Annotated in this window: 11 protein-coding genes; 4 read left to right on the top strand and 7 right to left on the bottom strand. The window is 68.0% G+C overall.

What is annotated here, in order from left to right; translation table 11 throughout:
- The 4 genes from VNN10_06255 to dprA all read right to left on the bottom strand — a co-directional run.
- A partial coding sequence (locus tag VNN10_06255) for a hypothetical protein (protein HXH21613.1) occupies positions 1-215 on the bottom strand: 215 nt, incomplete at its 3' end.
- A 243-nt stretch (positions 216-458) separates the two neighbouring features.
- Complete coding sequence (gene xerA, locus VNN10_06250; GenBank protein ID HXH21612.1) at positions 459-1,526, bottom strand: site-specific tyrosine recombinase/integron integrase; 1,068 nt, start codon at positions 1,524-1,526, stop codon at positions 459-461.
- A gap of 9 nt (positions 1,527-1,535) precedes the next feature.
- Entirely contained in the window at positions 1,536-3,845 is a 2,310-nt protein-coding gene (topA, locus tag VNN10_06245) for a type I DNA topoisomerase (protein ID HXH21611.1), read from the bottom strand.
- 107 nt (positions 3,846-3,952) lie between these two features.
- A complete protein-coding gene (gene dprA, locus VNN10_06240; GenBank protein HXH21610.1) occupies positions 3,953-5,086 on the bottom strand; it encodes a DNA-processing protein DprA in 1,134 nt (377 codons plus the stop codon).
- A gap of 245 nt (positions 5,087-5,331) precedes the next feature.
- Between dprA and VNN10_06235 the strand changes: the two genes are divergently transcribed.
- Genes VNN10_06235 through arsM form a run of 4 tightly spaced genes read left to right on the top strand, consistent with a single transcriptional unit; the run spans position 5,332 to position 7,529 of the window.
- Positions 5,332-5,574 carry a metalloregulator ArsR/SmtB family transcription factor gene (locus VNN10_06235; protein HXH21609.1) on the top strand — a complete coding sequence of 81 codons (243 nt, stop codon included), beginning with the start codon at positions 5,332-5,334 and terminating at the stop codon, positions 5,572-5,574.
- On the top strand, positions 5,571-6,269 hold the full coding sequence (locus VNN10_06230) for an MIP family channel protein (protein HXH21608.1): 699 nt from the start codon (positions 5,571-5,573) through the stop codon (positions 6,267-6,269). The genes VNN10_06235 and VNN10_06230 overlap by 4 nt, the downstream gene beginning before the upstream one ends.
- Complete coding sequence (locus VNN10_06225; protein ID HXH21607.1) at positions 6,269-6,721, top strand: arsenate reductase ArsC; 453 nt, start codon at positions 6,269-6,271, stop codon at positions 6,719-6,721. The genes VNN10_06230 and VNN10_06225 overlap by 1 nt, the downstream gene beginning before the upstream one ends.
- A 4-nt stretch (positions 6,722-6,725) precedes the next feature.
- Positions 6,726-7,529 carry an arsenite methyltransferase gene (gene arsM / locus VNN10_06220; protein HXH21606.1) on the top strand — a complete coding sequence of 268 codons (804 nt, stop codon included), beginning with the start codon at positions 6,726-6,728 and terminating at the stop codon, positions 7,527-7,529.
- A 58-nt stretch (positions 7,530-7,587) separates the two neighbouring features.
- On the opposite strand, the gene VNN10_06215 is transcribed toward arsM, so the two are convergent.
- The 3 genes from VNN10_06215 to fabF form a co-directional block, all read right to left on the bottom strand.
- Positions 7,588-8,892: a hemolysin family protein gene (locus VNN10_06215; GenBank protein ID HXH21605.1), complete on the bottom strand. Its 1,305-nt coding sequence runs from the start codon at positions 8,890-8,892 to the stop codon at positions 7,588-7,590.
- Positions 8,879-10,147 (bottom strand): NTP transferase domain-containing protein, encoded by a 1,269-nt coding sequence (locus VNN10_06210; GenBank protein ID HXH21604.1) that lies wholly within the window; start codon positions 10,145-10,147, stop codon positions 8,879-8,881. Before VNN10_06210 ends, VNN10_06215 begins: the two co-directional genes overlap by 14 nt.
- Before the next feature lie 377 nt (positions 10,148-10,524).
- Positions 10,525-11,781, bottom strand: a complete 1,257-nt coding sequence (fabF, locus tag VNN10_06205) for a beta-ketoacyl-ACP synthase II (GenBank protein HXH21603.1) — start codon at positions 11,779-11,781, stop codon at positions 10,525-10,527.
- Between the last annotated feature and the right edge of the window lie 377 nt (positions 11,782-12,158).

Raw genomic sequence — 12,158 nt, 5'->3', positions numbered from 1 at the left:
TCTTCGGCCACCTCCCCGAAGACCTCGCGCGGCTCGACGGAGGGGTCGAGCATCAGGACGCAGAGGACGCCGCGTACGCTGCCGGGATGGCGCGAGGCCTCCTCCAGGATGTGCGCGGTGCGGAGCAGAAGGCGGCGTTCGTAGGCAGGGCGGGAGCCAGAGTCCGGATTCCGGATCTCCCAGACGTTGCCCTGTTCGTCGCGCTCAGGCTGCACGCCGTCCTCCGCCGGGCGGCCGCGCCCGCTTTCCCTGCTGCCGGCCTGTCGCACGGATCAGTTCCGCGACCTGTCGGAACGCTTTCGCCATCTCCGCCTTCTGTTTCGGGTCCATGGGCGGAGTCTGGCGCGACAACGCTAACGATGGCGACCTGTCGCGGAGCCAATGCGTTGTCATTTCGTGAAGACCTCTGCGCGCCTGTATAGTTCTCGGTCAGCGCGACAGCACTTCGCAGTGGCGGACTAGTCTGCTCTGGCGCTCCCTCCTGCGCGCCGGCGGGCGGCCCGCTGCAGTTCCACCTCCCGGAGGCCCTCCAGGGCCTCCTCCATGGCCGCCCGCTTTCGGGACTCGGTCACGGAGAGATAGACCTGAGTCGTGTTGGGGCTTTCGTGTCCCAGGAGTTCCTGCACCACGCGCAGGTCCGCTCCGCCATCGAGGAGGTGCGTGGCGAAGCTATGACGCAGGAGGTGCGGATGCACCTCCCGGGGAATACCCGCCTTGGCGGCGTAGCCACGCACGAGCATCTGCACCGAGCGGGCGGAAAGCCGCCCGCCGAAACGGTTGAGGAATAGCGCCGGCTCCTTCGCCGCCGCAAGCGCCGGACGCCCGTGGCGCAGATAGCGGGCCAGCGCCGCCTCCGCCGGAGCGCCGAAGACGCAGATGCGCTCCTTTTGGCCCTTGCCCCGCACGCGGGCCACCCGGTCCCGAAGGTCCACGTCGGCGACGTCCAGGCCCGCGACCTCGCTCACCCGCAGACCCGCCCCGTACAGGAGCTCCAGTAGCGCTCGGTCGCGCATGCCGGCCGGCTCGCTACTGTCAGCGGCCGCGATGAGCCTGCCGACCTCCTCCTCCGAGAGGAACTTCGGCAGTCGCCGCGGCTTCTGGGGCCCCTTGACCCCGTAGAAGGGGTCGTTATCGATCACGCCCTCGGCGCGCAGATACTTGTAGAAGCCGCGAATGGTGCTGACCTTGCGCGTCACGCTCGCCGCCGCCGTGCCTGCGCTCACCAGGCGCGCCAGATAGCGGCGCAGGTCGCCCCGTGCCGCCTGGAGCGGGTCGACCTCCCGCTCTGCCAGGTGGGCCAGGAAGGGGAGGATGTCAGCGCGATAGTTGCGGAGGGTGTACTGCGAAAGGTTGCGGCTCGCTCCCCGCTCCCGCAGAAAGCGTCCCAGGAGGTCCAGCGTCCGCGGATCGAGCGCGGCGACCTGAGCCGCAGCGGCCGCCCTGCTGTCGCGGCTCGCCGGCCGGGAAGAAGGCGAGGGGGTCGAGCGTTTCGGGTCCCGGGCCTCTCCGGCGGGTGAGAAGGCCACTTCTAGCTCCTATCCAACCCCGGCGGGCGCCGCGCGCGGCCTCGCCTTACCGCGCTCGACCGTGTCCGCCTGCGGGCCTTTCCAGTTGCACACGGTGCAGCGCGCGCGCCGGCCGCGCTCGGCCACGGCAAGGCCGCCGCAGTCAGGGCACACGGTCGGCAGCGGCCGCTGCCAGCTGGTGTAGTCGCACTTCGGGTAGTTGGAGCAGCCGTAGAAACGCCGGCCCTTCTTGCTCTGGCGCTCGACGATCTCGCCGCCATCCAGCGGGCAAGGGATGCCTGTCTTCACCAGGAGCGGCTTGGTGCCCTTGCACTCCGGGTACCGGCTGCAGGCCAGAAAGGGGCCGAAGCGGCCGCGCTTCGCGACCATCGGCGAGCCGCATACGTCGCACTGTTCGTCCGTCTCCGTCGCCTGCTCGTCCTCCTTATCCGGCCGCGTGTAGCGGCAGTCCGGATAGCCGGTGCAGGCCAGGAAGGGGCCATAGCGGCCGAAACGCCGGATCAGCGGGTGCCCGCTCTCAGGGCAGACCTCGCCGGTCTCCTGAGCCACGATGGGCGCGCTCTCAGCCTCGCGCAGCCGCCTCTCGAGGGGGTTGTAGAACTCGCGCACCACGGGCCGCCAGGTCCGTACGCCGCCCGCAATCTCGTCCAGTTCTTCTTCGAGCTCGGCCGTGAACTTGATGTCGACGTAGTCGGGGAACTGGTCGGTGAGGAAATCGTTGACCACGAAGCCCAGTTCCGTCGGCCGCAGTTGGCGCTCGACCCGCTCGACGTAGCCACGCTCCTGGAGAGTGGACATGATCGCCGCGTAAGTGCTCGGGCGACCGATGCCGTTCTCTTCCAGGGCCTTCACCAGCGTGGCTTCGGTATACCTCGGTGGCGGCTCGGTGAAGTGCTGCTCCGGCTTCAGCTCGCGCAGTTGCAGCGGATCGCCGGCATCGAGCTCCGGGAGCGGCGGCCCGGCAGGTTGGTCCGCGCTGTCGTCGTCGCGCGCTTCCTCGTATACCTGACGGTAGCCCGGGAAGCGGACGGCGGACGCCGTCGCGCGCAGATGGTAAGTGCGAGCGCCGTCAGCGGTGCGGGCGTCGATGTCGACTGAGACCGAGTCCAGGACCGCGTCCGCCATCTGGCAGGCGACGGTGCGCTGCCAGATCAGCGTGTACAGCCGGCGCTGGTCGTTCGTCAGGCCCCTCAGGTCCGGGGAGTCCGGCGCCCGCAGAACCGATGTCGGCCGGATCGCTTCGTGAGCCTCCTGCGCGCCCTTTCGGGATTTGTACACTCGCGGCGCGCTCGGCAGGAAGTCGGCGCCAAACCGCTGCGCGACGAAACCCCTGATCTCGTTCACCGCGGCCTCGGCGAGGTTTGTGGAGTCCGTGCGCATGTAGGTGATCAAGCCGGTCGGGCCAGACCCCCTCATGGCAATGCCTTCGTAAAGCTGCTGCGCCAGCGCCATGGTGCGGCGGGCAGTAAACCCGAAGCGCCGCGACGCCTCCTGCTGCAGCGTGCTCGTGGTGAAGGGCGGCGCTGGCCGCCTGTGCTGGTCCCGCCGCCGCACAGTCTTGACCACGTACGACGCCGAGCGCAGCTCAGTCTCGATCCGGCGGGCATCGTCACCGCTAGGGATCTCGAAGGTCCGCTGACCGGCGACGCCTCGCAGCCTGGCGCTGAACGCGGGCTCCACGCCTTCCTTCGCCAGCACGGCGTCTATAGTCCAGTACTCTCGCGGGACGAAGTTCTGGATCTCCCGCTCGCGTTCCACCACCATCCGCAACGCCGGGGATTGGACCCGTCCGGCGGAGAGGCCGCGCCGCACCTTTTTCGAGAGCACCGGACTGATCTTGTAGCCGACGAGCCGGTCCAGGATGCGGCGCGCCTGCTGGGCATCGACCAGCGCGCTGTCTATGTCGCGCGGGTGCTGGAAGGCCTCCCGCACGGCTTGAGGAGTGATTTCGTGGAACACGACGCGGCGATAAGGCCTGCCTCGCAGGTCCGCGGCCTCGACCAAGTGCCAGGAGATTGCCTCGCCCTCGCGGTCAGGGTCAGTAGCCAGGTACACCGTGCCGGCCCGGGCCGCGGCCTCGCGGATGCGGCCGACGACCTCCTTCTTCTCCCGGGGCACGACGTACTGCGGCTCGAAGTCCCGCTCCACATCGACCCCTAGCTTCGAGGTCGGCAAGTCGCGGACGTGCCCGATAGAGGCAGTGATCTCGTAGCCGTCGCCGAGGATGCCCGACAGCGTGCGCGCCTTCGCCGGCGACTCCACGATTACGAGGTCCCGGCCGCCGGGGGTCACCGGCCCGCGGCCATTTGTCGCGCTCATGGAGCGGCTCGCGCGGCCATTGCCGCGTGTCGCGGCTGACCTCCGTGATGTCTTGCCGGCTGCCTTGTTGGCAGCGCCGCTGCTCTTTCCTGGCATTGGCGGGGTCCTTACTTCGACACAGAATACGCGACAGCGCCCGCGTCCCGGGCCCGGACGAAGCTCATCGGCCCGATCTGGCGCACCATCCCCTTCAGCTCCAGCATGGCCAGGGCGCCGGACACCGTGGCGATCGGTAGCCCGCTCGCGCGCTGCACCTCATCGATGTGGATCGGCTGGTTGCTGATGACCTTTAGTAGCCTGGCCTCCGTGGGATCGGTAGGCAGTACTTCGCGCAGCTCCATCTGGTGGGTGGCCATAGTCAGGTTCAATTCTTCCAGTATGTCTTCGGCACTCGCAACCAGCTTGGCCTCGCCTTCCTGTATCAGCTTGTTCGCGCCCCTGTAGGTCGGCGAGTAGATGCTTCCCGGGACAGCGAACACCTCGCGGTTCTGGTCCAGCGCCATGCGCGCCGTAATCAGCGCGCCGCTATCGACGTCGCCTTCGACCACGAGGACTCCGAGGCTTATGCCGCTGAGTATCCGGTTGCGGCGCGGGAAGTACTCACTTCTCGGCTGCGTGCCGACCGGATAGTCGCTGACCAGGCAGCCGTGCTGGATGATCTCCTGAGCCAGCTTAGCATGCTCCGGCGGATAAACCATGTCGAGGCCGCAGGCCAGCACGGCGATCGTGCGGCCGCCGCCCGCGAGCGCGGCGCGGTGCGCGACCGCGTCGATGCCGCGCGCCAGGCCGCTGACGATGGTGATGCGGTGGCGCGAGAGGTCAGTGGCAAAGTGCTCGGCCGCCTGCCTGCCGTAAGGCGTTGCTCGTCGCGTCCCTACCATCGCCACAGCCCATTCGTCGTCCGGCAGGAGCGTGCCCCGTACGTAGAGTACCGGGGGCTTGTCGTCGATCTCCTTCAGCCGCGGCGGGTACTCTTCGTCGAGCCAGCAGTAGGCTTTAATGTTCGACTTCTGCAGCCGCTCCATCTCGGCGTCCGGGTCGATGGCGCCGCGGCCGTTGACGATGCTCGTGACCGTGCCGCGGTCCAGGCCCGCCGCCATCAGCTCGGCGGCGCTCGCCTTCCAGGCCTCCGCCATGGAGCTGAAGTGCGCCTGCAGCATCCCCGCCCGGACCGCGCCGATGCGCGAAATGCGGGAGAACGCAACCCAGTACTTCCGCTCCTCAGAAGTGACGCCGTTCATCGGGCAGAGATGTTAGCACAGAGGTTCCACAGAGCGCCCGATAGAAGCACTGGCCGGCCGGCACGGCGATGGAGCCTAGAGCACTCACGGCCCTCGATGGGGTGCACACCGTGTGCCGGTCTGTCCTTTGGCTCGGCACTTTTCCCGGGACGTCGGCCTCCAGACCTCTTGCACAGGCTCCGTAATCATCGTAAAGTGGCGATGATATGGCACTCGTGGACCCCGATATCCATAGACTTGCGGCGATGTTAAAGGCGCTCTCGCACCCGGCCCGGCTCGAGATCGTGCGCACGCTCTCCGACAGCGGCGAGCGCCAGTGCTGCGACCTCACGCAGGAAGTGGCGCTGGCGCAGTCGACGGTCTCCGAGCACCTGCGCGTGCTGAAGGACGCGGGGCTGATCGAGCAGTGCGCGCCGGGCGCCCGCGCGGCCTACTGCGTAAAGCGCGACGCTTTGCTCTGGCTCAAGCAGGCGGTCGTAGCCCTGTGAGCGCCCAAGAGGCGGCCACAGAGCGCGCGACAGTGACGCTGATGCCCTTGCTGCACCGGACGGCGGCGGAGCTCCTCGGGACGTTCGCCCTCGTCTTCGCCGGCTGCGGCGCGATCGTGATTAGCGCCGAACGCGGCGGCGCCATTTCGCATGAAGGCATCGCCGCGACCTTCGGCCTCGTGATCATGGTGATGATCTACGCCGTCGGCCACATCTCCGGCGCCCACTTCAACCCCGGCGTCACCCTCGGCTTCGCCGTCGCGCGCCGCTTCCCGCTGAAGGACGTTGTGCCTTACTGGGCGGCGCAGGTCGCCGGCGCTGTGCTTGCGGCCCTGCTCCTCTTCGCCCTCTTTGGCGACATTGCCAACCTTGGCTCGACTGTCCCCGCAGGTCCCGAGGCCGAGTCCTTCGTGCTCGAAGTAGTGCTTACTTTCTTCCTCATGTTCGTCATCATCTCCGTCGCGACCGACGCCCGCGCCGTGGGCCAGGCGGCAGCGATCGCCATCGGTGGTACCGTGGGATTGGAGGCGCTGTTTGCCGGACCAATCTCCGGCGCCTCGATGAACACCGCGCGCTCGCTTGGCCCTGCGCTGGTCTCCGGCGAACTGACGTCGGTCTGGGTGTACATCGTCGCGCCGCCCCTTGGCGCCGGGCTGGGCGCCCTGGCTTACGAGCTTGTGAGAGGCGACGACTGATGCCACCGTTGCGCGTGCTCTTTCTCTGCACAGGCAATTCCGCCCGCAGCGTGATCGGCGAGGCGCTCCTGCGCGAGGCCGGCGGCGACCGCTTCGAAGTACACAGCGCCGGCACCCGGCCGAAGGGCCTCAACCCGTACACCGCGCGCGTGCTGGCGGACGAAGGCATATCGATCGAGGGGTTTCGCTCGAAGAGCGTAGACGAGTTCGCAGGCCAGCGCTTCGACTACGTCATTACCGTCTGCGATTCCGCGGCGGAGGAGTGCCCGATTTTCCCCGGCGCGCCCGTGCGCCTGCACTGGAGCTTCCCCGACCCGGCGGCCGTCGAAGGGAGCGAAGAGGACAAGCTCGCTGCTTTCAGAGAGACGGTACGGGGCATGCGCCGCCGCGTCCAGGAGTTCCTTGCCAGCATCAGCAGTACGTCGACCACTGACAGCCAGAGGGAGGAGTGAACACATGACGGAGATGACCTCAGAGCAGATCAAGCGCGCGGTGGCCGAGCGCTACGGCGCCAGGGCCCGCAGGGCAGCAGCGTTGGAGGACTCGATCCCCTTGGAGGTCGTGGCCGCGAGCGCGGACGCCAGCTGCGACGACTCCTGTTGTGCACCGGCTGCCCCGAGCGAGGCTGAAGTCAGCTTCGTGAAGGGGCTCTATGCCCAGGCCGAGGTGGAAGGCCTTCCCGCCGGCGCCCTGGAGGCCGCGGCCGGTTGCGGCAATCCCACCGCGATCGCCGAGCTCAGGAGGGGTGAGACCGTGCTCGACCTGGGCTCCGGTGGCGGCATCGACTGCTTCCTGGCGGCCAGGCAGGTGGGCCCAACCGGGCGCGTCATCGGCGTCGACATGACGCCCGACATGATGAACCTGGCGCGCGAGAATGCGGCGAAGGTGGGGGCAACGAACGTGCAGTTCAAGCTGGGCGAGATCGAGGACCTGCCGCTGCCGGACGAGTCCGTCGACGTGATCATCTCGAACTGCGTTATCAACCTCTCGCCGGACAAGCGCCAGGTCTTCCGCGAAGCCTTCCGGGTCCTCCGGCCGGGCGGCCGCCTGCGCGTCTCCGACATGGTCTGGCTGGGCGAGCGGCCTGCGGACGCCGAAGGCGCCGAGTCCTGGGCCGGCTGCGTCGCGGGCGCCCTGCCGCTTCAGGAATACCTGGCCGCGATCCAGGAAGCTGGCTTTACCGGCGCGCGGGCCGAGCCAAAGCAGCTTGACCCAGAAAAGACGCTGGCCAGCGCGCTCATATACGCCGAGAAGCCCTGAACGCGCCGAGAAGCCCTGCTTCGGAGCCAGGGCGGCGGCCACGGGGCGTTGGCGCTAGCTAATGCCCGTTGCCGCTGCGGCCGCTACCGTTACGTCCGTTGCCCGGCTCGGTGTGGTCGGCCTCCGAGCGCGGCTCGACGGTGACCCGCACGCGCTTGATGCGGTTGCCGTCGACGGCGAGCACTTTGAGGTGGACGCCGTCGGTCGCCGCCTCGTCGCCGACCGATGGCATTCGGCCGAGGAGGTGAAACACGCAGCCCCCGACCGTGTCGAACTCCTCGCCCTTGATGTCGGTGTGGAAGAGCTCATTGAGCTCGTCGATGCCGACTCGCCCGTCGAAGACGGCCTCGGTCTCGGACAGGACGACGATGTTGGGCTCGCCCACGTCGTGCTCGTCCTCGATTTCGCCGACGATCTCCTCGAGGAGGTCCTCGATCGTCGCCAGGCCCGCCGTGCCGCCGTATTCGTCGACCACGATCGCCATGTGTACGCGCTGCCTCCGCATGTCCGTCAGGAGGTCGTCGATGCGCTTGGACTCGGGGACGAAGAACGGCTTGCGCGCGATGTCGCGCAGCTTCGGCAACTCTGACCCGAGCGCCAGGTAGCGGATGAGGTCTTTCACGTAGACCACTCCCACTATGGTGTCGAGGTTGCCTTCGTAGATTGGCAGCCGGCTGAGGCCGCGCTCGGCGCTGAGCCGGAGCGCCTCGCGAGGGTCGGCATCCGCCTCCAGAGCCACGATGTCGATGCGGGGGGTCATGATCTCGCGCACAGAGGTCTCTTCGAGACCGAAGACGCCGCGGATCATCTTGCGCTCGTCCTCCTCGATCTCCCCTTCGTCTTCCTCGAGCTCGATCATCCGCATCATCTCCTCGTCCTCCTCGTTGTCCTGGCGGCGGCGCAGGACGGTGCGGATTGGCAGGTTGAGGATGTGAGCGGGCAGCCCGAAGGCGGACTTGAAGACGCCCATCAGGGGCGACATGCGCAGGCCCCAGCGCTCGGGGTCGCGGGTGACGATCCAGCGCGGCAGCGCCTCCAGCAGCGGCACGAGCAGGACAGCCGCCACCACGACGATGCCGACGACGTCCCAGCCGATGCCGCGTTCGTCAGCGACGATGAGGGCGCCGACTGTCACGGCAAGCACGTAGGCTGTCAGGCGCGCCAGCAACAGCGCGTCGAGCAGCGACTCGCGCTCCTGCATGTATGACTGCAGGATCGCCGCGCGTGGTACGCCGCGGCCGGCCAGCACGCGCACCCGCGCCCGGCTGATCGTCACGAGCCCCGCTTCCGCCGCGGCCACGAACGCTATCAGGGCCATGGCCAGCGCCACGACGGCGATCCCCACGGCGCTAGAAACGTCCATACTCATCGTCGTAGAGCACGCGCTCGCCGGGCGGCACGTCCCGGTTGATGCGCAGGTTGGGACCGATGATCGCCCCGGCGCCCACCTTTACGCCGGGCATAAGGCTGGTGTTGACACCGACCTTCACGTCCGTCCCGAGCACGGCGCCCAACTTCTCGCGCCCGGTGTCGACTCGCTCGCCTCCCACCATCGAAGGCACCGTGCGGCCATCGAGGCGGAAGTTCGCCGTCGTGCCGCCAAAGCCCATCGAAGAGCCGGCGGCCAGCACGCTGTCGCCCACGTAGTTGTGGTGTAGTTCGACCCTCTGGCCAACATAGCTGCGCGCGACCTCGCTGCCGAACCCGACCACGGCGCCCTCTCCCACCATGGAGCCGCGGACCAGCGCGTTGTGGCCGATGACAGCGCCGTGGCCGATGAGCGCCGGCGCAACGATGTGCGAGCCCGGATAGACGCGGACATCGCGGCCCATGATCACGCCGTCCTCCCGCACCTCGTAGCCGTCGGGCAGGGGCTCAGCGCCGCTGGCCCACTCCGCCAGGAGGAAGTCCATGACGTCCAGCACCTGCCAGGAGAACTTCAACGCCTGCCAGCGCCCCTCGTACACCACGGGCCGGAAGACCTGCTCCCGCATGAGCGAAGCAAGCGCCCGCTCGTACGAATCGTCGCTCGAGACCGGGCTGGACTCCTGTCGCACGGCATCGAGCAGGGGCCGCGCCGAAGCGAAGGCGTGGGCGACGATGTTCACGAGGTCGCTCGGCTCGTTGCCGGCACCGGGCTTCTCCACGACGGACGTGATGCGGTCGCCCTCCACCGTCAGGTAGCCCCCCGGGAAGTAATGCCTCACGCGCGCCGCCGCCACCGCCGCGAAAGAGTCGCCGCGCGCTGCCGCCGAGAGCACGCGGGAGTGGAGGTCGCGGCTCACCAGGTCCTGCGCCTGCGTGACGTACAGGGGCGCGTCGCCTTGCGCCTCGATGTGCTCCATCGCGCTCAGGACCGCGCCCGCCATGCCCGTTGCCTTGTCCTGCACTGCCGTCCGCACGTGGCCGATCCCCAGCGCCGCGCCGATCTCCTGGGCGCGCGCTTCCATGCCGGGCCTCACGACGACGACGAACCGCTCGCAGCCGAGGTCGCGCAGGATGCGCAGGTGGCGCTCCAGCAGGCAGGTGCCGCCGAAGGGGAAGAAAGGCTTGTCCTCGAGGGGCCAGAAGCGATTCGACGCGCCGGCAGCCAGCACGAGCACCAACGGGCTGTTCACGGCCAGGCGCTCATGGCTGGCAGCGCCACTGCGCTGCCGCGGTCGGTGAGTTGAGGAGTGCGTCTATCAGGAGGTTCGTCTAATGACATGCAGGGGAGGCAGGGCGGGAACTCGATGGCTCCACGGTAGGAGCGGGCCGCCGCCGCCACGGGCGCTATCGCTTCTCAGAAGTGCCTTTCTCGATGCCGAGGTATCACGATCATCTTATCGGCATGCCCAGGCCTGTCAAGGAGGCGGTGTGCGGGGACCAGGACATCCTATACACCCGGGAGGCTCGATGGTGGCCGGTACAGGACTCCGTGACGGCTCAACGCCGGCAATCAGCATGCCCTCGCCCCGCGAGACCGGCGTTCCCTCCCGGCCGGTTGTCCGCGACGCTAGCCCTCGAACTTGCGGAAGACAAGGCAGGCGTTCTGACCGCCGAAGCCGAAGCTATTCTTGAGCACGGCGCGCACATCGCCGACATTCCTGGACGTGTTCGGCACATAGTCGAGGTCGCAAGCCGGGTCCGGCGTCTCGTAGTTGATCGTCGGCGGCAGGATTCCGGTCTCGATCGCCTTCACGCAGGCCACGGACTCGATGGCCCCCGAGGCGCCGAGGGCATGGCCGATCATCGACTTGGTCGAGCTTACTGGTATCTGGTATGCCCGCTCGCCGAACAGCCCCTTGATGGCGGCCGTCTCGGAGGCGTCGTTGGCCGGCGTCGAGGTGCCGTGGGCGTTGATGTAGTCGATGTCGTCGATGGTCAGGCCGGCATCTTCGATCGCCCAGCGCATGGCGCGAATGGCGCCTTCGCCGTCGCCGCAGGGTTGAACGATGTGATAAGCGTCCGAGCTGGCGCCGTAGCCCGCGACTTCCGCCAAGATGCGCGCGCCGCGTCTCATGGCGTGCTCCAGGGTCTCGAAGATGAAGACGGCTGCCCCCTCGGCCGGCACGAAGCCGTCACGGTCTCTGTCGAAGGGACGGCTCGCCTTCTTCGGGTCGTCCGCGCGGGTCGAGAGGGCGCGCATGATGTTGAAGCCGGCCAGGCCCAACTCGCAGATGCCAGCCTCGCCGCCGCCGGCGAACATGACATCGGCCCGGCCCAGGCGGAGGATATTCAGGGCGTCGCCCATGGCCTGCGTGCCAGCCGCACATGCCGTCGAGACGGTGTTGTTGTAGCCCTTCACCTGGAACTGCATCGCGATCTGGGCGGCGGCCATGTTCGGGAGGTGCTTGGCCATGTAGAAGGGGTCGATGCGGTCGCCGCCGCGGCTGACGATGGTGCGCATCGTCTCGTCGGTCTCGGGATAGCCGCCGATGCCGGAACCCAGGAGGACGCCGATCCGCGCCGGGTCCTCCTTCTCGATGCGCAGGCCTGAGTCCTCGATAGCCATGCGCGCCGCTGCCACGGAGAGTTGGGCGAAGCGAGCCATGCGCCGGGCTTCCTTGCGGTCCATGTAGTTCTGAGGGTCGAAGTTCCTGACCTCTCCGTCAGCCTTCACCGGGTAGTTCGTCGTGTCTACAAAAGTGATCCAGTCGATGCCGGACCGGCCTTCGACGCAGCCCTGCCAGAACTCGTCGACGCTGTTGCCGAGCGGTGTGATGGCGCCCATGCCGGTGATGACGACGCGACGGCCATTCATGTCAGGCATGCGAGGCGGACCTCCGAACATCCGAACTTGCGTAACCTGCCAGGCGGCAAACCTGCGAGCTAGCGCCGCTGCGAAGCACCGCAGCAAGACAGCCACGGATTGTCACTGATTTTCGTTGATCTGGGCCCGGAGGGAAATAGCGGCCTTGCCGGCCATTCATGCGCAGCCCCAAAGGCCTGAATCTCTGGCAGTCCGAGGCGCGAACAGCAGCCGCCTCCGGCGGCCCGGGCCGGACTCGGTGACCAGGGGTTATCCGGACTAATCGTCCTCCTCGTCGTCGTCGTGGTCGTGGTCAGGCTGAGAGCGAGGAAGGGAGACGGCAACCGACGGGCGTTCGTCCTTGCGGGCGCGGCGAGGCGGGAGGGACATCACGGTCT

The sequence above is a fragment of the Dehalococcoidia bacterium genome, from assembly GCA_035574915.1.
Lineage (GTDB): Bacteria > Chloroflexota > Dehalococcoidia > DSTF01 > WHTK01 > DATLYJ01.
This window is presented reverse-complemented; position numbering and strand designations above follow the sequence as displayed.

What these genes read in the sequence shown, in the direction of transcription:
- dprA (HXH21610.1), bottom strand. Translation starts at nt 5,086, where the DNA reads ATGAACGGCGTCACTTCTGAGGAGCGGAAGTACTGGGTTGCGTTCTCC.
- arsM (HXH21606.1), top strand. Translation starts at nt 6,726, where the DNA reads ATGACGGAGATGACCTCAGAGCAGATCAAGCGCGCGGTGGCCGAGCGC.
- VNN10_06225 (HXH21607.1), top strand. Translation starts at nt 6,269, where the DNA reads ATGCCACCGTTGCGCGTGCTCTTTCTCTGCACAGGCAATTCCGCCCGC.
- topA (HXH21611.1), bottom strand. Translation starts at nt 3,845, where the DNA reads ATGAGCGCGACAAATGGCCGCGGGCCGGTGACCCCCGGCGGCCGGGAC.
- fabF (HXH21603.1), bottom strand. Translation starts at nt 11,781, where the DNA reads ATGCCTGACATGAATGGCCGTCGCGTCGTCATCACCGGCATGGGCGCC.
- VNN10_06215 (HXH21605.1), bottom strand. Translation starts at nt 8,892, where the DNA reads ATGGACGTTTCTAGCGCCGTGGGGATCGCCGTCGTGGCGCTGGCCATG.
- VNN10_06235 (HXH21609.1), top strand. Translation starts at nt 5,332, where the DNA reads ATGTTAAAGGCGCTCTCGCACCCGGCCCGGCTCGAGATCGTGCGCACG.